This window comes from Nocardiopsis aegyptia (assembly GCF_013410755.1).
GTDB lineage: Bacteria > Actinomycetota > Actinomycetes > Streptosporangiales > Streptosporangiaceae > Nocardiopsis > Nocardiopsis aegyptia.
In genome coordinates, this window is sequence record NZ_JACCFS010000001.1 from 5,951,411 (window position 1) to 5,970,649 (window position 19,239).

Sequence of the window (19,239 nt, forward strand, 5' to 3'; positions counted from 1 at the left end):
ACCGCGGTCCGTGCCCTCGGGCCACCGGCCACGGCGCCGGGGGGACGGGGATGGCACGGCCACAGCGGGTCGCCGTCGGCGACACCGAACTCGACGTACTCGACCAGGGCTCCGGGGAGCCGGTCGTGTTCGTTCAGACGGCCCTCACCGCGGACGAGTTCCGGCCCCTGGCCGAACACCCCGCCGTGGCGGACGGCCACCGCACGGTCCTGTACCACCGCCGTGGGTACGGCGACAGCGCACCCGCGGCAGGGCCGGGGTCCATCCCCGACGAGGCCGCCGAGTGCGCCGAGCTGATGGCCGCGCTCGGGATCGCCCGTGCCCACGTCCTGGGCGGCTCCTACGGCGCGGCGATCGCACTGCGGCTCGCCGCCGACGCACCCGAGCGCGTCCACACCCTCACCCTGCTGGAGCCCCCGCCCTCCGGCACGCCCGGCGCGGCCGGTTTCCGCGACACCGTCCGGCGGCTGATCCGGTACCGCCGCGAGCACGGTGTCGGCGCGGCCCTGGACGAGTTCCTCTCCGCTCTCCGATGGGAGCGCGCGACCTTCGACCGGGTGCTGCCCGGAGCCTCGGCCGGGATGGAGCGCGACGCGGCCGCCTTCTTCGACCACGACCTGCCGGCCCTGCTGGACTGGGAGTTCGACGCCGCCGACGCGCGACGGATCGGCTGTCCGGTCCTGCACGTCGGCGGCGCCTCCAGCGGCCCGCTCTTCGCGGAGGTCCGTGTACGCGTACTCGACCTGCTGCCGCACGCCGACGACGTCGTGATCCCGGGGGCCGACCACGCCATGGCCCTGACCGCGACCGACAGGGTCGCCGCGGCCGTCGCGGCCTTCCTGCGCCGCCACCCGTTGCCGGCGGGGCCGTTCGCGGCTCCACCGGGGTGAGGCTTCGACCTGCGCGGACGCCGGTCCGCGGGGTTTCACGGGCGGGGCGCGCGTGTGATCATGGTGATGTGGGCCACACCGAGATCGGAGGGCTCAGGGTCGCCTTCGACCGCACCGGAGACGGTCCATCCCTCGTCCTTCTGCACGGGATCCTCCAGGACGCGCGCGCTTGGAGGCCCCAGCTCGAGGGGCTGCGCGACCGGTTCGGCATCCTGGCCTGGGACGCCCCGGGCTGCGGCCGGTCGGAGGATCCCCCCGAGCACTGGCGCCTGCCCGAGTACGCCGACTGCCTCGCCGCCCTGCTCTCCGAACTCGGCGTCACCGATCCGGTCCTGTGCGGGCTCTCCTGGGGAGGGACCCTCGCCCTGGAGTTCCAGCACCGCCACCCGGGCCGGTCCACCGCGCTCGTCCTCGTCGGCGCCTACGCCGGATGGGCGGGCTCCCTCTCCGATCGGGAGTGCCGTGCGCGCCTGGCGTCCTGCCTGGCCCAGGCCGGCCTGCGCCCGGAGGAGTTCGTGCCCGACTGGATGCCGGGCCTGCTCACCCCGCGTGCGCCGAGCGGCGTCGTCGACGAGGTCACGGGCATCATGTCGGACTTCCATCCCTCGGGCTTCCGCACGATGGCCCGCGCGGTCGCCGCGGCGGACCTGCGCCCCCACCTCGCCCGGATCGACGTTCCGGCACTGGTGGTGCACGGCGACGACGACCGCCGGGCACCGGCCGGCACCGTGGGCGCCGCCCTGGCCGGGGCCATCCCCGGCGCCCGGCTGGTCGTCCTGCCCGAGTCCGGCCACCTGTGCAACGTCGAACAGCCCGGCGCCTTCGACCGAGCGGTGCGGGACTTCGCCGAAACGGTGGACTGAGGTCATCGTGTGATCACGGTCGGTACCGGCTCCGGTCGAGGGAGCCGCCGGGGCGGCGGACCAGGCTCATGTCGGCGTCGCCGAACACGAACGGCGACGGCTCGCACTCCGCGATGAAGTCGCCCGGGAATCCGACGTCGAAGGACACGGCGACCTCCAGTCGCCGCAGCGCCGCCTCGGGCAGCTCCACGTCCACCGCACCCAGGTTCTCCCTCAGCTGGTCGGCGCTGCTCACCCCCACGAGCGGGTGCACCGCGGCCGACCGCGCCATGGTCCAGGCCAGCGCGACCTGCGCGGGGGTGGCCCCCACCTCGTCGGCGACCGCACGGACCGCGGCGGCGGCCGTGTGGTCGCGGTCGCCGAGGCCGGAGGGATCGACACGTCCGGCCGCCGCCGGACCCGGGCCGGAGTAGCGACCCGACAGCACGCCGCGGGCCAGCGGCGCCCAGGCCGCCACGCTCAGACCGCAGGCGTCGGCCATCGGCAGCAGCTCGCGCTCGATGTCCCGCTGCAACAGGTTGTAGGGCACCTGCACCCCCGCGAACGGCGTCCAGTCGCGCCACTCGGCGAGCGCGTTGGCCCGGGCGACCACCCAGGCCGGGGCGTCGGAGATCCCGACGTACAGGACCTTGCCCGCGCGGACCGCGTCGTCCAGCGCCCGCATGGTCTCCTCCAACGGGGTGTACCGGTCCCAGAGGTGCACCCAGTAGAGGTCGACGTGGTCGGTCTCCAGGCGCCGCAGGCTGCGTTCCAGCGAGAGCCGGAGGTTCTTGCGGTGGTTGCCCGCGCCGTTGGGATCGGACGCGTCGCGCGAGAGCGTGTACTTCGTGGCCAGCACGAAGCGGTCCCGGCGGCCCCGGAGGAGCCCGCCCAGCACCGACTCGCTCTCGCCGTAGGCCGAGGCGGTGTCCACGACGTTGCCCCCGGCGTCGGCGTAGGTGTCGAGCACCCGCCGGGACTCGTGCGGTTCGGCGAAGGTCATCGCGCCCAGGAAGATCTCGGACACGCGCAGGCCGGTGCGGCCCAGCAGCCGGTAGCGCATGCTCACCCCACCTCGCGCGGGCAGGGGCGGACGGGCAGGACGGCGGACGCGGGCCGCGCGCGGCGGGCGTCCCGGAAACAGGTGTGTGCGGTCATGCGGCCACTGTGGCCCGGACTGGAGCGAAGGAGGGAGGCCGCCGTGGGACTGGCCCCCACAGGGACACCCGGACGACGGCCGACCCCCGCGCGGTAGCCTGGCCCGGTGGCGGACAACGAACTCGGCGCGTTCCTGCGGGCCGGCCGGGAAGCACTCACCCCTGCCGAGGCGGGACTGCCCGAGGGTGATCGGCGACGCACCCCCGGGCTGCGCCGCTCCGAACTCGCGGTGCTCGCCGGGGTCAGCGTCGAGTACCTGATCCGCCTGGAACAGGGCCGCGACCGCCGCCCCTCGGCCGAGGTCCTCATGGCCCTGGCCGACGCCCTGCGCATGACCGCGGAGGAACGCGTCCACATGATGCGGCTGTCCAAGGTCGCCTCCGGCGCCGTCTGCGAGGGGGTGAACGGCCCGCCCCGGCAGGTGCGCCCCTCCGTCCGGGCCCTGCTCGACCGCCTGGACGCCACACCCGCCTTCGTGCGCAACGGACTCGACGACGTCCTGGCCGCCAGCCCCGGCTTCGAGCGCTGGGCGCGCCCCCTGGGGCTGTTCGACGCCCCCGAACCCAATCTGGCGCGCTACGTCTTCACCGACCCCCGGGCCCGCGACGCCTACCCGGACTGGGACGCGGTCGCCGACCGGCACGTGCGCGTCCTGCGCACCGCCGTGGCGCTCGGCGACCCCTTCGCCGCCGCCCTGGCGGCCGAGCTGGAGGAGGCCGACGCCGACTTCGCGCACCGATTCCGGTTCGACCGGGCCCTGCCGTCGGGATTCGGCGACGAGCGCTGGTACCGGTCCGGCGGCGGCGAGCTGCGCCTGACCTTCGAGGACCTCGAACTCCCCGGCGGCGACGGACTGCGGCTGGTCGTCCACCTGCCCGCCGACCGGGCGACCGAGCGCGCCCTGGCCGAAGAGGACGCGGCGGCGCCCGCTCGTTGAACCCGCCGGGCGGGCGTGCTGGAGTCGGGGCATGCCGATCCCCACCGAGATGGACGCCCGGGCCGTCGAGCGCCCGCAACCGATCAGCTCCGGCCCGCTCGTCCTGGACGGCTCCCGAACCGCGCGGCCCGCGCTCAGACCTCGCCGGTGTCGCAGGCGCGCACACCCTGGCCGTCGCGGGTGCGGGCGCCGGGCAGCCACCCGGTGACCCCGTCCGACGTGGTCACCTTGTACCAGTCCGTCGTGCTGTATCCGCTCTCGTCGGAGACGGTTCCGCCGTTCCCGACCATGCAGGCCGCCTCCAGGCGGTCGTTGTGCCAGACCGCCCCGGCCCTGTTGCCGGCCTCGGCGTAGGGCCGGTACGGATCGTGGGTCAGGCGCATGGAGCACTCGGGCGTGCGCGGGGCACGGCAGGGCTCCTCGGCGTTGAAGACGGTGATCGTCCACGTGGCGGGCTCGGGTTCGGGCTCCTCCGAGGGCTCCTCCGAGGCGTCCGCGGTCTCCCTCGGTTCCTCTTCCACCTCCGACGCCTCGGCCGAGGCCGTCGGGGAGGGCGACTCCTCGGGCCCGGAGGGCTCCTCCGTGGGTTCCTGGGCGACCGGGCCGGGACGGCGGGCCTCGTCCTCCTCCGCGTCGGACTCCCCGGACGGCGAGGGCTCCTCCTCCGACGACAGCCACGCCGCCACCGGCAGGGAGTCCCAGTTGCGCTGCAGGGCCAGGCCGCCTCCGGCCAGCGCCGCCACCAGCAGGACCGTGCCCAGGACCGCGCCGGTCACGGCCAGGAGGCGGCCCGCCCCCGGACGGTCGGCGGCGGGCGCGTGCACCGAGCGCTCGGCGCCCGCGGGGACGCCGTGCCAGTCCCGGTCCAGCTGCGCCGACACGGCGTCGGCCGCCGCCGTGTGGTCGGTCAGGGGAGCGATCGCACGCTGGGGCATCCCGGCCTGGATCACCCCGGTGACCAGGTCCAGCGCGGTCGGGCGCTCGGCCGCGTGCTTGGCCAGCGCCCGCCGGGCCAGGTCGGCCAGCGGCCCGTGGAAGCCCTCCAGGTCGGGTTCGCCGCTGAGCACGCGGTTGGCCACGACCGCGGCGTTGCCCGTGCCGAACGGAGGCCGGCCGGTGGCGGCGTAGGCCACCAGGGCGCCCCAGGCGAACACGTCGTCGGCCGTGGAGACCGGCTCGCCGCGGTACTGCTCGGGGCTGATCCACCCCGGGGAGCCGGACACCGCGCCGGTACGGGTCAGGGCGGTCTGGTCGATGGCGCGGGCCACACCGAAGTCCAGCACCCGCGGACCCTCCGGGGAGAGGATGACGTTGGCCGGCTTGAGGTCGCGGTGGGCGATCCCCGCCCCGTGGATCTGCGCCAGCGCCTCGGCCACACCGCCCGCGAGCCCGCGGACCAGGGCCTCGTCCAGGGGGCCGTGCCGGCGCAGGTGCTCGCCCAGGGTGCCGCCCCGCACCAGCGGTGTGGCCAGCCACGGCCGGTCGGCGTCGGGGTCGGCGGCCAGCAGCGGCACCGCGCACGCACCGCCGACCCGGCCCAGGAGGTCGACCTCGCGGGCGAAACGGGTGCGGAACTCGGCGTCCGCGGAGAACTCGGCGTGCACGAGCTTGACCGCCACGGGCCGCGTGCCGCCGTCGGACTCCACGGCGGCGTAGACGATGCCCATCCCGCCGGCGCCGAGCCGTGCCAGCAGTCGGTAGGGGCCGATACGGCCGGGATCGGCCGCGGTCAGGTCCTGGGCGGACGCGGGCAGGGCGAACGACGGGGGTGCGCTCATCGTGGAGGGGACCTCGGTTGTCGCGGGCGGGCGCTGTGCCGGCGTCCGGGAACCAGGGGACGCCTGTGCGCGTGTCCCGATCGGCGGATGTCGGCGGGCGCGCTGGGGCCCCGGGCGGTGCTCCGGTCCCGGTGGCCGACGGACAGCATAACGTCAGAAAACGCCAGGAGAACCGTCGACCTGGACGAAGCCCGGCACGTCCGTCAGCGGCGGCGGGTGCGGCACGGTGCCCCGGACACGGGGATACCGCGACCACCCGGATGTTCGTCGTATCCCACCCTAGGATGGGACGACGCCGAACAAGGGAGGACGATGGTCCGCCTCAACAGGGTCGAGCAGCGGGCCCGCAACCGGGCCCGGGTGCTGGCCGCCGCCGGCGAGGAGTTCGCCGAGCGCGGGTTCCGCGACGCCAAGGTCGACGGCATCGCCGCCCGGGCCGACCTCACCCGGGGCGCCGTCTACTCCAACTTCCCCGGCAAGCGCGCCCTGTACTTCGCCGTCCTGGCGCAGGCCGCCGAACAGGCCGACCGCGAGGCCCGCTCCGAGGGCCTCTCCGAGGCGGACGCGGTCCACACGGTCGCCGACGCCCTCGGCGCCCTGGCGCGCGCCTGGACCGAGCGCTTCCCGCTCACCGACTTCGGCGGACCGCCCGGGCTGGGCTCGGTGCTGACCTCCGAGGTCCTGGCCGACGAACCCACGCGGCGCTCCTACACCCAGCTCAACCGGCTCGGCGCGGTCCTGCTCGGGCTCGCCCTGGAGGCCCTGGAAGGGCCGGGTGAGCCCGGCCGGCGCCGGGTCCGACTGGCCGAGACCGTGCTCACCACCCTCGTGGGCGCGGCGCAGACCGCGGTCGTGGCGCCGGGCCTCGTGGACCCCTTCAACGTGATCCGCGCCTGCGAGCGGCTGGCCGGCCTCGACCTGGCCGACGCCTGGCCACCGCCCCACCTCGACCACGCGGTGCCCGCGGAGCCCACCGACGAGCCGTGGTCGCCGCCCGCCGCCCCGGACGTGCTCCGGGGGAGCGAGGCCGGACTCGGCGCGGACGGGATCGTGCTCGTCCTGGGGCTGTCCCGGCTGGAGGCGGTCGAGGACGCGCTGCGCTCGGCGCCCGCGCACACGCCGGTGGCGGCCGTGGTGGTCACCGACGACCCGGCCGAGCGGATGCCGCTGGCCCGGCTGTGCGCGGCCGACCTCGGCGCGAGCCTGCGGCGCTCCTTCCCCGCGCACGCGCGCCCGCGGCTGCGCCTGGTGCTCGACGACACCGGGGAAGCCGCCGCGGCCGTGGGCGCGCGGCAGCCGGGCGACGCCGCCGAGACGGCGGTCCAGGTACGGGACGGGCGGGTCGTGGCGCGGGCGAGCGGACGCGGCGCGGGACACGCTGTGGCCATCTCGGGCGCACGCCTGGATGTGAGATCGTGAGGAGTGAGGTGGGACACGTGCACGGGTCTGTCCCCGGGGGCGCGGAGTGTGGCTTTGTCACCTGCCCTGACAGGAGATACCTTGAACATTCGGATGATGTGAACATCTGGCACGGGGGTTCGTTCCCGCCGCCGATCGCCCCGGGCGCCGCCCGTGTGAGGAGAACGTTCGAGTGACACGCACCGGTGACAGCGGGCCACTTCTGCAGTGCTCGTTCTGCGGCAAGGACCAGCGCCAGGTCCGCAGGCTGATCGCGGGCCCCGGCCACATCTGCATCTGCGACGAGTGCGTCGGACTGTGCAACGAGATCGTGGACGAGGAGGACACGGTCGAGACCTCCGATCTGGCGTGGGACAGTCTGCCGAAGCCGCGTGAGATCTATGAGTTCCTGGACTCGTACGTGATCGGTCAGGACCAGGCGAAGAAGGCGCTGTCGGTGGCGGTGTACAACCACTACAAGCGTGTGCGTTCGGAGGGTGACCGGCCGGGCGACGAGGGTGTGGAGATCGCCAAGTCCAACATTTTGCTGTTGGGGCCGACGGGGTCGGGGAAGACGTTGTTGGCGCAGACGCTGGCGCGGATTCTGAATGTTCCGTTCGCGATCGCGGACGCGACGGCGCTGACCGAGGCGGGGTATGTCGGTGAGGATGTGGAGAACATCCTGTTGAAGTTGATCCAGGCGGCCGATTATGACGTGAAGAAGGCCGAGACGGGGATCATCTACATCGATGAGGTCGACAAGGTCGCGCGTAAGAGTGAGAATCCCTCGATCACGCGTGATGTGTCGGGTGAGGGTGTGCAGCAGGCGCTGTTGAAGATCCTGGAGGGGACGACGGCGTCGGTGCCGCCGCAGGGTGGTCGTAAGCATCCGCATCAGGAGTTCATCCAGATCGACACGACGAATGTGTTGTTCATCTGTGGTGGTGCGTTCGCGGGTCTGGAGAAGTTGATCGAGTCGCGTGCGGGTCGTCAGGGGATGGGGTTCAACGCGGTGTTGCGTCCCAAGTCCGAGGTGGCGGAGTCGGCGTTGTTCGGTGAGGTGATGCCGGAGGACCTGTTGAAGTTCGGGATGATTCCGGAGTTCATCGGTCGGTTGCCGGTGATCACGAGTGTGCATGATCTGGATCGTCGGGCGTTGGTGGAGATTCTGACGCGTCCGCGGAATGCTCTGGTGAAGCAGTATCAGCGGTTGTTCGAGTTGGACGGCGTGGAGTTGGAGTTCACGTCGGATGCGTTGGAGGCGATCGCTGAGCAGGGGATCATTCGGGGGACGGGTGCTCGTGGGTTGCGGGCGATCATCGAGGAGGTGTTGTTGTCGGTGATGTACGAGGTGCCCTCGCGTGAGGATGTGGGTCAGGTGATCATTACGCGGGAGACGGTGATCGACAACGTGAATCCCACGATCGTCCCGCGTACTCCGCCCGACGAGGAGTCGGACCGGCGGTCGGCGTAGGGCGCTTCATGCCGGGGTGTGCTCGGGGCGCTTCACGCCGGGGCCTTCGTCGTCGACTTGCCTTGCTCGTTCCTCGCTGCGGCCCCGTCTCCTCCTGCAGGCACCGGCGCGCCCCTCACACCTGTGTTTTCTTTGGGCCTCCGCTCGTGCCCACGCCGTCGCCCGCCACCGCCCTCAACGGACGCCTGCGGCGCGGTTCTTCCTGCTTTGGCCCGGATAGACCCCCTGTGGCTCCGCATAACTGAACGGCCTACCTTTCACCCCCTGGGGTGGAGGTAGGCCGTTTTCGTGCGGCTCCCACCCCCTCGGGCTGAGGTCGGCCGGATCGGGCTGCCTCTCGCCACATGGGGTCAAGGTGGGCCGCTTTCGTGCAGGTTCGACCCCCTGGGGCTGAGGCGGCCTTGACCGGCCTGCCCGGGGCACTCGTGTGCGCGGGGGGTGTCACCAGAGGGCGAGGACGCGGCTCGGGCCGCCGGAGGCGTCCAGGCCGGGCAGCACGCCCACGCTGAGCAGGGCGCCGCTCGGCGGGAGCCGGTCCAGGCCGGTGAGGGCCTCCAAGCCCCAGCGGTCGGCCCGGCCGACGACCTCGTGGGCGGGGAAGTCCGGCGAGTTCCCCGGATCGGTGCTGAGCGTGTCCACGCCCACTCCGGCGATCTCCCGGCGGGAGACGAGGAACTCGCAGGCCTCCGGTCCGAAGCCCGGGAAGTGCCAGGAGCCGTCCGCGGCCACTCCGCGTACCGCCTCGTCGCCCCTGGTCCAGCGCTCGCTCCAACCGGAGTGCATCAGTACGGCCGCGCCCGGCGGGATCGTGCCGTGCGTCTTCTCGAACTCCAGGACGTCGTCCACGGTCACCACCGTGTCCGGGTCCTCGGCCGCGCGGGCGCGGATGTCGATCACTGCGGCCGGGGCCACCAGTTCCTCCGGGCGGATGTCGGGGACCAGGCGGCCGCCGCCGATCACGTGGCCCGGCGCGTCCAGGTGGGTGCCGGTGTGCTCGCTGAAGGTCCATTTCTGCAGGTAGAACCCGAACTCGCCGTCCGGTGCGGACTCGGCGAGGGTCTCGCGGCGCGGCTTGTCGTCGTCCCAGCCCGGCATGGTCGGGGAGAGTACGTGGCTCAGATCCGCCACGTGCCGGAAGCCCTCGGGCCAGGGCCTGGTGGCCGGCGCGGGGCGCGCTCCGGCCGGAGCCGCCGCGCCGCTGCGTGAGCGGACGGTCTCACCGGTTCCGTGCAGGCACATGGGTTCCCCTTCGTCGCTTCCGTTTCCCCCTTGCGTATCCCCGCGGGACCGCTTCTGCAACCGGCTGCCGTCACGGGGAGGGCGAGGCGCCGCTTGGCGACGTTCGGTCCAGGTGTGTCGAAGCTCATGCCGGGCGGGATACCGGCGGCCCCGCTGTGGTTCCCGCCCGGCGTTCCGGCCTGGGGCGCACGATTCAGAATTTTTGAAATGAGATGGAAGTGAGGTTAGACTAACCTTCGTTCGCCGGGCTTCTCCCGTTGTGTCCGTGTGTCGTCCCCCTTGCACGGATCCGGCCCGCCGGCCACTCCCTCATGACGAAGAAAGCAGCTCAACCATGGACTCCACCCTCCGCCGCGTCGGCGGCCTCGGACTGACCACACTCCTGGCCCTGGGCCTGACCGCCTGCGGCACCGGCGGCGCCGAGGACGGCGGGAGCGAGGGCGGCGGCACCGCCGGGGGAGCCTTCCCGGTGAGCATCGACAGCGCCCTCGGCACCGCGGAGATCCCCGAGCAGCCCGAGCGCGTGGTCACCCTCGGCCAGGGATCGGCCGAGACCTCGATCGCCCTGGGCGTGGTGCCCGTGGGCATCGAGAGCTACGAGTGGGGCAGCGACGACACCGGCTACCTGCCGTGGATCCACGAGGCGGTCACCGAGTCGGGCGAGGAGCTGCCCACCCAGTTCGCCGGCGCCGACGACATCGACTTCGAGGCGATCATCGAACTCGAACCCGACGTCATCCTCGCCCCCTGGTCGGGCGTCACGCAGGAGCAGTACGACGTCCTGACCGACATCGCCCCCACGGTCGCCTACCCCGACCTGCCCTGGAGCACCGACTGGGACCAGCAGATCGAGATCATCGGCGAGGCGCTCGGCAAGCCCGAGGAGGCCGCAGGACTCGTCGAGGGCATCGAGGGACAGTTCGCCGAGGCCGCCGAGGCCAACCCGCACTTCGCCGACCTCACCTTCTCCTACGTCTACACGGACGGACCGGGCACGCTCGGCGTGTTCCTGCCCGACGAGCAGCGCGTGGCCATGGTGCGGGGGCTCGGCCTGACCGTCGACCCGGTCGTGGAGGACCTGCCCGAGACCGAGGGCACCGACTCGGCCGTCATCGGCCTGGAGAACGCCGACACCATCGCCGACAGCGACCTGGTCTTCACCTTCTACAGCGACCCCGAGACCCGCGCCGAGATCGAGGCGCAGGACCTGTACGCGGCCATCCCCGCCATCGAGCGCGGCTCCGTGGTCGCCAGTGACGACCCCTCCTTCGTCACCGCCTCCTCCATCATCAACCCGCTGACCGTCCCGTGGGTGGTCGAGCGCTACGTCCCCCTCATCGACGAGGCCGCCTCGCAGCTCGACGACTGACACCGACCGACCGGGTGACCGTGAAGACCATCGCGACACCGCCCCGGACCGGCCCCGCCCGCACCCTCGTCATGATCGGCGCGGGTGCGGCGGCGCTGACCGGGGCCGTCCTCCTCAGCCTCGTCCTGGGCAGCAAGCCCACCACGCCCCTGGAGGTGTGGCGGGTCCTGACCGGTGACGCCGACGGATTCACCGCCACGGTGGTGGAGAGCCGCTACCCCCGCACCGTCCTGGGCATCGTCGCCGGGGCGGCTCTGGCGCTGTCCGGCACGCTCATGCAGGGCGTGACCCGCAACCCCCTCGCCGACCCCGGGCTCCTGGGCGTCAACGCGGGCGCCGCCGCCGCGGTGGTGACCGCCACCGCCGTGCTCGGACCCACGTCGGTCACGGCGACCGTGTGGTGGGCGCTGCCCGGAGCCGTACTGGCCGGACTGGCCGCCCACGCCGTGGGCAGCCGGGGCGGCGACGGCGGCATGGTCCGGCTGGTCCTGGCCGGAGCGGTGGTCTCCGCCGTGCTCACGGCCTACGTCCAGGCCCTCGGGCTGACCTTCCCCGACGTCTTCGACAGCTACCGCCACTGGGTGGTCGGCTCCCTCGCCGGCCGCGACTTCGACGTGGTCGCCTCCGTTCTGCCGGTGGTGGCCGTGGGAGCGGCCCTGGGCCTGGCCGTCTCCGGCGGCCTCAACGCCCTGGCGCTGGGCGAGGAGGCGGCCGTGGCCACCGGCGCCAACACCGCGTGGGTGCGTTCGGGCGGCCTCGTCGCGGCCACCGTGCTGGCCGCCGGCGCCACCGCGGCGGCCGGCCCCATCGCCTTCGTCGGCCTGGCCGTCCCGCACGTGGTGCGCGCCCTGGTGGGCGTGGACTTTCGCGTGCAGGTGCCCTTCGCGCTCCTGGCCGGCCCGACCCTGCTCCTGGTGGCCGACGTCGTGGCGCGCACGGTCGTCCGTCCCACCGAGCTCATGGTCGGCGTCGTCACCGCGTTCGTGGGCGCCCCCGTCCTGTTGTACGCCGTCCGCCGCATGCGGGAGACCACATGAGACCGGCCCTGACCACCCGCCGCCCGTCGGCGGCCGAACCGGACACCGCGCCGGCGGGGTCCGGGCAGCGCGTGTTCCGGCTGGGCCGCGCGGTGGCGCTGCCCGTCCACCCGCGCTCCCTGCTCGTCGCCGCGCTCCTGCTCGTCCTCCTGGTCGCCGCCGCGGCCGCCACGCTGAGCCTGGGCCGGCTGGGCATCCCGCTGACCCGGCTGCCCACCGTGGTCGCCGGGGCCGGGGAGGCCACCGAGACCTTCGTCCTGGACCGGTTGCGCGGTCCCCGCCTGGCCGTGGCCGCCGGAACCGGTGCCGCCCTCGGCCTGGCCGGGGCGCTCTTCCAGTCCGTCACCCGCAACCCGCTGGGCAGCCCCGACGTGATCGGCCTGGGCGCCGGCGCCGGAGCGGGCGCGGCGATCGCCGCGCTGGTGCTGCCCGGCATCGTGCCCGTGCCCCTGGGCGCCCTGGGCGGGGCGGCGCTGGCGATGCTGATCGTGGCCACGGCCACCGGCACCGGGCTGCGCCACCCCGGACGCCTGATCGTCGCCGGGATCGGCGTGGCGGCGATGGCGCACGCCGTCAGCGAGTTCGTGGTCGCGGTGATGGCCCGCGACCAGGCCAGCGTCCTGCACGCCTACCTGTACGGCAGCCTGGGCGCCCGCTCCTGGGAGCACGCCGCGGTCATCTGGGGCGTCGTCGCCCTGGCGGTGCCCCTGGTCCTGGTGATCGCCGGGGCGATCGCCGTGAACGAGATGGGCGACGAGCTCGCCGACGCGCTGGGCGGTCGGGCCAGGTCCACCCGCACGGCCGCGATCAGCCTGTCGGTCGTGCTCACCGCCGCCGCGGTCAGTGTCGCCGGACCGATCGCGTTCGTCGCCCTGACCGCGCCGCAGATCGCGCGCAGGACGACCGGCGCCCCCGGGCCCAACATGGCCGTGGCCGCCGTGGTCGGCGCCCTATTGCTGGTCCTGGCCGACCTGGCCGTGCAGCACTCGCCGATCGGCGACGGCCTGCCCGTGGGCCTGTTCACCATGGCCCTCGGCGGCGTCTACCTCGGCTACCTGCTCATCAGAGAATGGCGAAGGGGAAACCTGTGAACGAGGGACCTGTGCTGGCCGCGGAGGGCCTGACGCTCGGGTACGGCGGCGAGCCGGTCGTGCGCGACCTGGACCTGGCGGTGGCCGACGGCGAGTTCACGGTCATCGTCGGCCCCAACGGGTGCGGCAAGTCCACCCTGCTCAAGGCGCTGGGCCGGGTCAACACGCCGGCGTCCGGCCGGGTGCTGCTGCACGGCGCCGACATCCGCGCCCAGCGCGCGAAGGCGGTCGCCCGCAGGCTCGCGCTGCTGCCGCAGAGCCCGATCGCGCCCGAGGGCATCACCGTGCGCGCGCTGGCCGCACGCGGCCGCTTCCCGCACCGCACCCTGCTGCGGCAGTGGAGCCCCGAGGACGAGGAGGCGATCGGCCGGGCCCTGGAGCTCACCGGCCTGACCGCGCTGGCGGACGCCCAGGTGGGCGCGCTCTCGGGCGGGCAGCGCCAGCGGGCGTGGGTGGCGATGGTGCTGGCCCAGGACACCGGTGTCCTGCTGCTGGACGAGCCCACGACCTTCCTGGACATCGCCCACCAGTACGACCTCCTGGAGCTGTTCGCCGCCCTGCACCGGGACGGCCGCACGGTCGTCGCCGTCCTGCACGACCTGGCCCAGGCCGCCCGGTTCGCGACCCGGCTGGTGATGATGAGCGGCGGACGCGTGGTCGCCGACGGCCCGCCCGGCGCCGTGGTCACCGCGGAGCTGGTGGAGGAGGTGTTCGGGCTGCCCTGCGACGTCGTGCCCGATCCGCGGACGCGGACGCCGCTGGTCATCCCGCACGAGAGGGTCTGAGCCCTCCGGTCCCGCCCCGGCTCAGTCGCGGCGCGCCTTGTACTCCTCCCAGTGGGTGAGGAGCGTGTCGTGGTAGTCGTCGAGCCAGGCCATGTAGTCGTGCATGTTGCGCAGCCGGGTGCGGGCGGACGCGCCCAGGTCCGGCAGGCGCTCCAGCGCCGACCGGGCCAGGTCGCGCTGGTCGCGCAGGTAGCCGCGCTCGTTGCGCAGGAAGCCGCCCCACACGTCCTCGTCCATGGTGATCAGCCGTGAGCGGCGGTCGGGCGCCTCGACCAGGGTCACGAACCCCAGGCCGCGCAGGCGGCGCACGGACTCCGAGACCGATCCCCGGCTGACCCCGGCGCCCTCGGCGACCTCCTCCGCGCTGACCGCGTCCCTGTCGGCGACCAGCAGGAACCCCACGATGCGGCCCTCGGCGCGGGGGCGTCCCTGGGACTGCCAGAACTCGGCGAAGCGGCGGACGAAGTCGGCCCGGAAGTCCTGCTCCGCCTGCGGGCTCTGCGGTTGCGAGGTCTCCGACATGCCCGTCACGATAGCGTTCGGCGGGCGCGGACCGGTACTTCAGGCCGCGCGCAGCGACTCCAGCATGCGCGAGAGCGCCGCCCACACGTCCTCCAGGCCGGTGGGGGAGGCGGAGCCGGCCAGCCACAGCGCCGCCTCGTTCATCGCCCCGGACAGCAGGTGGGCCACGGGTGCCACCGGCTGCTCGGGGAGGACGCCCGCCGCCACCAGGGCGCTCAGCGCCTCGTGCAGGTGCCGCGCGGAGGACGCCTCGTCCAGGGCGCGCCACTCGCTCCACCCGAGGACCGCGGGTCCGTCGACCAGCATGATCCGCTGCACGTCCGGTGCCGTGCTCGCGGTGAGGAAGGCCCGGCACCCCGCGGTCAGCCGGTCCCACGGGTCCTCGCACGCGTCGGCTCGTGCGGCCACGGCGTCGGCCACCTCGCCCTGGACCTCGGCGAGCACCGCGCGGAACAGGTCGGCCTTGCCCGCGAAGTGGTGGTAGAGCGCGCCCTTGGTCACCGCGGCCGCCGCGACGATCTCGGCCAGCCCCACGTCCGCGTAGCCGCGTTCGGCGAAGAGCCGGCGGCCGTGCGCGACCAGGGTCCTGCGCGTGCGCTCGCGCTGCTCGGCGCGTCCGTTCGTGGCCATGGGTCCCCTCCATTGACATACCGGCGGTACGTCACTAGCGTACTTTCACATACCGACAGTATGTGAAAGGGGTTCCCCATGACGCTCACCGGCTTCTATCCCGTCCTCTGCACCTCCCGTCTGGCGGAGTCGCGCGACTTCTACACCCGCCTGTTCGGCTTCGAGGAGACCTTCGCCGCCGACTGGTACGTGAGCCTGCGCCGCCCCGGCCCGCCCGACCTCGAACTGGCCCTGCTCGACCACACCCACCCCACCCTCCCGGCCGCCTACCGCCACCCCGTCCGAGGACTCCTCCTCAACATCGAGGTGGAGGACGTGGACGCCGAGTGGGAGCGGTTGGTGGCCGGTGAGGGCCTGCGCCCCGAACTGGAACTGCGCAGCGAGGACTTCGGCCAGCGGCACTTCATCGTCGCCGACCCGAACGGGGTCCTGGTGGACGTCATCACTCCCATCGCGCCCTCGGCGGAGTTCGCCGACGCCTACGCCTAGGACGTGTTCCGGAGGCGGTCGGCGCCCAGGACCCGGTTCGGCCGGGGCCGGGTCCAGGAGTCAGGAGAGGCCGCGGAAGAAGGCGCGGATGTCGCCGGCGAGCAGCTCCGGCTCCTCCATCGCGGGGAAGTGGCCGCCCTCGGCGAACTCGCTCCAGTGGCCGACCGCCTTCCACGGGTCCATCGCGCGGCGCACGAGCGGGTGGGTGTCGAACACCGCCCAGCCGGACGGCACGTCGGAGGCCATGAGCAGGTCGACTCCGGAGTGCTCGGCCTCGTAGTAGAACTGCGCGCTCGACGCGCCGCTGCGGGTGAACCAGTACAGGCTGACGTTCGTGAGGAGCTGGTCGCGGTCGACCGACTCGTCCGGCGTCCGGTAGCCGCCGCCGGTCCTGGTCCTGAACTTCTCCGCGATCCACGCGAGCTGACCGACCGGCGAGTCGGTGAGCGCCGGGCCGATCGTGTCGGGGCGGTGGTCCTGCATCAGGAGATACCCGCGCTCGGCCTTGTCCTCGGTGCGCAGGGCCTCGATCTGGGCGGTCTCGTCCTCGGACAGGCCCTCGGGGTAGGGGAACTTGTCGCCGAGCAGCCCGAGCAGCCGGCGGTCGCCGCCGATGTGCGTGCCGATGACGCGCTCCGGGTGGAGCGCCGCGAGGCGGCCGGCGGTGCCCGAACCGATGTCGGTGCCGTGGGCCGCGAACCTGCCGTGGCCCAGACGGGTCATGATCTCGGCGTAGGCCTCCGTCGTCCGCGCCAGCTCCCAGCCGGTCCCTGACAGCGGGGTGGAGAATCCGAAGCCGGGCAGCGCCGGGACGACCACGTGGAACTCGTCGGTCAGCAGCGGGATGAGCCGCTGGTACTCGACGAACGAGCCCGGCCAGCCGTGGTTCAGCAGCAGCGGGACGGCCTGCGGGTTCGTCGACCGCGCGTGGACGACGTGGAACCGCTGGCCGTCGACGACCGTCGTGACCTGCTCGTACCTGTTGAGCCTCTCCTCCTGCGCCCGCCAGTCGAACCCGTCGTGCCAGTACTCGGCCAGTTCCTTCAGGTACACCAGCGGGATGCCGCGGTCGAAGTCGGCGCGGTCGGACCGGCCGGGCACGGGGTCCGGCCAGCGGGTACGTGCCAGCCGGTGGCGCAGGTCGTCGATGTCGGCCTGCGGGATGTCGACGCGGAAGGGTGTGAGTGCCTCGTTCTCGTTCATGGGACCGACGTTTCCAGGCAATGCGGCAGGGTGGCTTCCGCGATTGCTGACACGATGGGGAACATGGTGGAGACCTCGGCCCGCCTGCTCGCACTGCTCTCACTGCTCCAGCTCAAGCGCGACTGGACGGGCTCCGAGCTCGCGGGCCGGCTCGGTGTGAGCACGCGGACCGTGCGCGCCGACATCGGCAGGCTGCGGTCGCTCGGCTATCCCGTGGACGCGCGCCCCGGCGTCGCGGGCGGGTACCGGCTGGCCGCGGGGACGGCGATGCCCCCGCTGCTGCTCGACGACGACGAGGCCGTCGCCGTCGCGGTCGGGCTGGGCGCGGTCGCCACCCAGAGGGTCGGAGTCGAGGAGACGTCGCTCACCGCGCTCGCGAAGCTGGAGCAGGTGCTGCCCTCACGCCTGCGCCGGCGCGTGGAGGCGGTACGCGAGGCGACGAGCGTCGTTCCAGGGGCCGATCCGCCGCTCGATCTGTCGGTCCTCGGCACGGTCGCCGCCGCGATCCGAGGCCACGAGCGGCTCCGGTTCGGATACACCAAGCCCGGGGGCGACACGGGTGACCGCCACACCGAACCGCACCGACTCGTGGGCTGGGGACCGCTCTGGTACCTGCTCGCGTGGGATCTCGACCGTGACGACTGGCGGGTCTTCCGTGTCGACCGCATGGTCGCGCACGCACCGACGGGTGCGCGGTTCCGGCCGCGCGTGATCCCGGAGGGCAACGTCGTCGAGTTCGTCGTCAAACGCGTCAGCAAGGCGGCCTGGACCTACCGTGCCCGGGTCCTCGTGCACGCTCCCGCCGCCAAGGTCGCCGCGAAGATCCCCATCCCGGTCGACATCGAGGCGGTCGACGAGTCCACGTGCCGTGTCGAGCTGGGTTCCAACGACCCCGACGGGCTCGCGCTGTGGATGACACAGCTGGACGTCGACATCGAGGTGGTCGACGGGCAGGAGCTCGCGGCGGCGTTCGACCGCCTCGCGACGAGGCTGCGCCGTGCTGCGGGCGGCGCGGAGGCCGGCGGTGGCGAAGAGCCAGGAGGGAAGGTCACGAGTGCGCACGAGGTCCGTCCGAGGGGGTTCGGGGGTACTCCATCGGTACCCATCGCGGAGCAGCGCCGAGAGGAAGGAGCACGTGTGCCGATGACACTGGAGGAGGCCACCGCGCTGGCCGAGCGGGCGCACGCGGGCCAGACCGACAAGGCGGGCCGGCCCTACACCGAGCACGTCCTGGCCGTGCGCGACCGGTTGGCCGGACACGGCGAGTCCGTTCAGATGGCCGGGGTCCTGCACGACGTCCTGGAGGACACCCCGCTCACCGCCGCGGACCTGCGGGCGCGGGGCTGCCCCGCGGAGGTGGTCGCCGCGGTCGAGGCGGTCACGCGCCGCCCGGGGGAGTCCTACGACGACCTCGTCCGCCGTGCCGCCGCCGACCCGCTCGGCCGGCTGGTCAAGCTCGCCGACAACGCGCACAACGCCGACGAGGAGCGCCTGGCGGCCCTGCCCGCGGCCCGGGCCGAGCGCCTGCGCGCCAAGTACGCCCGCGCCCGTGAGACGCTGCTGGCGGCCGGGACGCCCGGGCCAGGCGGCCCGGTGTGAGCCCGTTCCGCGCTGGGCGGCCCCCCGCCGTCCCCGCCGATGAGCGCGGAGTCACGCGGCGGCCGGGTCCGAGCCCCTCCCTGGGGTACCAGCCGGTCGGTATGCTGTCCCGGTGACGGAGCCCCCAGGGGGCGCGACGGGGTACGAAGTGAGGACGGGCATGGCGCGAGGACAGCGGACGGCGGGCAACGGGACCGACGGGGGGTCGGTTCCCGAACGCCTGCTCGGGGCGGCCACCCGGCTGTTCGCCGAGCGCGGCTTCGAGAGCACGTCGGTGCAGGAGATCGTGGTCGCGGCCGGGGTGACCAAGGGCGCGATGTACCACTACTTCGGCTCCAAGGACGACCTGCTCTACGAGGTCTACGCCCGGGTCCTGCGCATGCAGACCGAGCACCTGCAGCAGATCGCGGGCCGCGAGGAACCGGTCGCCGAGCGCGTGCGCGCCGCGGCCGCCGACGTCATCGTCACCAGCGTCGCCAACCTGGACGATACCGTCATCTTCTTCCGCTCCATGCACCAGCTGGGCGAGACCAAGCAGAAGACGGTGCGCGCCGAACGGCGCCGCTACCACGAACTCTTCCGCGACCTCGTCCAGCAGGGCCAGAGCGAGGGCGTCTTCCGCGACGACGTGCCCGCCGACCTGGTCGTGGACTACTTCTTCGGGTCGGTGCACCACCTGGGCACCTGGTACCGCAAGGACGGCCCGCTCTCCGGGGAGGACGTGGCCCGCCACTTCTCCGAGATGCTCCTGACGAGCCTGCGCCCCCGTTCCTGACACGGGAGGGGGCCGGGGTGGCG

At 73.4% G+C, this 19,239-nt stretch carries 17 protein-coding genes and 2 pseudogenes; 13 read left to right on the forward strand and 6 right to left on the reverse strand.

Annotated features, from left to right (window positions below; translation table 11 throughout):
• Window positions 1-50 precede the first annotated feature (50 nt).
• Both HNR10_RS26620 and HNR10_RS26625 read left to right on the forward strand, forming a co-directional pair.
• A complete protein-coding gene (locus tag HNR10_RS26620; RefSeq protein WP_179828166.1) occupies window positions 51-890 on the forward strand; it encodes an alpha/beta fold hydrolase in 840 nt (279 codons plus the stop codon).
• A 68-nt stretch (window positions 891-958) separates the two neighbouring features.
• Entirely contained in the window at window positions 959-1,753 is a 795-nt protein-coding gene (locus HNR10_RS26625; protein WP_179828168.1) for an alpha/beta fold hydrolase, read from the forward strand.
• Between the two features lie 13 nt (window positions 1,754-1,766).
• Here HNR10_RS26625 and HNR10_RS26630 read toward each other — a convergent pair whose 3' ends face one another.
• A complete protein-coding gene (locus HNR10_RS26630; RefSeq protein ID WP_179828170.1) occupies window positions 1,767-2,795 on the reverse strand; it encodes an aldo/keto reductase in 1,029 nt (342 codons plus the stop codon).
• 201 nt (window positions 2,796-2,996) lie between these two features.
• On the opposite strand from HNR10_RS26630, the gene HNR10_RS26635 reads away from it, so the two are divergent.
• Window positions 2,997-3,827 (forward strand): helix-turn-helix domain-containing protein, encoded by an 831-nt coding sequence (locus tag HNR10_RS26635; RefSeq protein WP_179828171.1) that lies wholly within the window; start codon window positions 2,997-2,999, stop codon window positions 3,825-3,827.
• A gap of 134 nt (window positions 3,828-3,961) precedes the next feature.
• Here the strand turns inward: HNR10_RS26635 and HNR10_RS26640 are convergent, their stop codons facing one another.
• A complete protein-coding gene (locus HNR10_RS26640) occupies window positions 3,962-5,605 on the reverse strand; it encodes a serine/threonine-protein kinase (protein WP_179828173.1) in 1,644 nt (547 codons plus the stop codon).
• 312 nt (window positions 5,606-5,917) lie between these two features.
• Between HNR10_RS26640 and HNR10_RS26645 the strand changes: the two genes are divergently transcribed.
• Together HNR10_RS26645 and clpX are read left to right on the forward strand one after the other, a co-directional pair.
• On the forward strand, window positions 5,918-7,024 hold the full coding sequence (locus tag HNR10_RS26645) for a TetR/AcrR family transcriptional regulator (protein WP_179828175.1): 1,107 nt from the start codon (window positions 5,918-5,920) through the stop codon (window positions 7,022-7,024).
• Window positions 7,025-7,196: 172 nt separating this feature from the next.
• Complete coding sequence (clpX, locus tag HNR10_RS26650) at window positions 7,197-8,477, forward strand: ATP-dependent Clp protease ATP-binding subunit ClpX (protein ID WP_179828177.1); 1,281 nt, start codon at window positions 7,197-7,199, stop codon at window positions 8,475-8,477.
• Window positions 8,478-8,918: 441 nt separating this feature from the next.
• Here the strand turns inward: clpX and HNR10_RS26655 are convergent, their stop codons facing one another.
• Window positions 8,919-9,716, reverse strand: a complete 798-nt coding sequence (locus HNR10_RS26655; protein ID WP_179828179.1) for a cyclase family protein — start codon at window positions 9,714-9,716, stop codon at window positions 8,919-8,921.
• A 334-nt stretch (window positions 9,717-10,050) separates the two neighbouring features.
• On the opposite strand from HNR10_RS26655, the gene HNR10_RS26660 reads away from it, so the two are divergent.
• The 4 genes from HNR10_RS26660 (at window position 10,051) to HNR10_RS26675 (ending at window position 13,998) form a co-directional block, all read left to right on the forward strand.
• Complete coding sequence (locus HNR10_RS26660; RefSeq protein WP_179828182.1) at window positions 10,051-11,085, forward strand: iron-siderophore ABC transporter substrate-binding protein; 1,035 nt, start codon at window positions 10,051-10,053, stop codon at window positions 11,083-11,085.
• 71 nt (window positions 11,086-11,156) lie between these two features.
• The gene (locus HNR10_RS26665; protein ID WP_179829983.1) at window positions 11,157-12,122 is read left to right on the forward strand and encodes a FecCD family ABC transporter permease; all 966 of its coding nucleotides are present in this window, start codon (window positions 11,157-11,159) and stop codon (window positions 12,120-12,122) included.
• A 71-nt stretch (window positions 12,123-12,193) separates the two neighbouring features.
• Window positions 12,194-13,213, forward strand: a complete 1,020-nt coding sequence (locus HNR10_RS26670; RefSeq protein ID WP_312889523.1) for a FecCD family ABC transporter permease — start codon at window positions 12,194-12,196, stop codon at window positions 13,211-13,213.
• The gene (locus HNR10_RS26675) at window positions 13,210-13,998 is read left to right on the forward strand and encodes an ABC transporter ATP-binding protein (protein ID WP_376769777.1); all 789 of its coding nucleotides are present in this window, start codon (window positions 13,210-13,212) and stop codon (window positions 13,996-13,998) included. The genes HNR10_RS26670 and HNR10_RS26675 overlap by 4 nt, the downstream gene beginning before the upstream one ends.
• Window positions 13,999-14,019: 21 nt before the next feature.
• On the opposite strand, the gene HNR10_RS26680 is transcribed toward HNR10_RS26675, so the two are convergent.
• Both HNR10_RS26680 and HNR10_RS26685 read right to left on the reverse strand, forming a co-directional pair.
• Window positions 14,020-14,520 (reverse strand): GbsR/MarR family transcriptional regulator, encoded by a 501-nt coding sequence (locus HNR10_RS26680; RefSeq protein WP_179828187.1) that lies wholly within the window; start codon window positions 14,518-14,520, stop codon window positions 14,020-14,022.
• 39 nt (window positions 14,521-14,559) lie between these two features.
• A complete protein-coding gene (locus tag HNR10_RS26685) occupies window positions 14,560-15,150 on the reverse strand; it encodes a TetR/AcrR family transcriptional regulator (protein WP_179828189.1) in 591 nt (196 codons plus the stop codon).
• A gap of 78 nt (window positions 15,151-15,228) precedes the next feature.
• Between HNR10_RS26685 and HNR10_RS26690 the strand changes: the two genes are divergently transcribed.
• A complete protein-coding gene (locus HNR10_RS26690) occupies window positions 15,229-15,639 on the forward strand; it encodes a VOC family protein (protein WP_179828191.1) in 411 nt (136 codons plus the stop codon).
• A 60-nt stretch (window positions 15,640-15,699) separates the two neighbouring features.
• Here the strand turns inward: HNR10_RS26690 and HNR10_RS26695 are convergent, their stop codons facing one another.
• Window positions 15,700-16,842, reverse strand: coding sequence for an epoxide hydrolase family protein (locus tag HNR10_RS26695; protein WP_179828193.1), 1,143 nt, complete (start codon window positions 16,840-16,842; stop codon window positions 15,700-15,702).
• 63 nt (window positions 16,843-16,905) lie between these two features.
• Between HNR10_RS26695 and HNR10_RS32210 the strand changes: the two are divergent.
• The 3 genes and pseudogenes from HNR10_RS32210 to HNR10_RS26705 all read left to right on the forward strand — a co-directional run.
• Window positions 16,906-17,844: pseudogene (locus tag HNR10_RS32210) on the forward strand (helix-turn-helix transcriptional regulator); the annotation flags it as partial.
• 168 nt (window positions 17,845-18,012) lie between these two features.
• A pseudogene (locus HNR10_RS32215) lies at window positions 18,013-18,441 on the forward strand (HD domain-containing protein); the annotation flags it as partial.
• Between the two features lie 160 nt (window positions 18,442-18,601).
• Window positions 18,602-19,216, forward strand: coding sequence for a TetR/AcrR family transcriptional regulator (locus HNR10_RS26705; RefSeq protein ID WP_179828197.1), 615 nt, complete (start codon window positions 18,602-18,604; stop codon window positions 19,214-19,216).
• The last annotated feature ends 23 nt before the right edge of the window (window positions 19,217-19,239 follow it).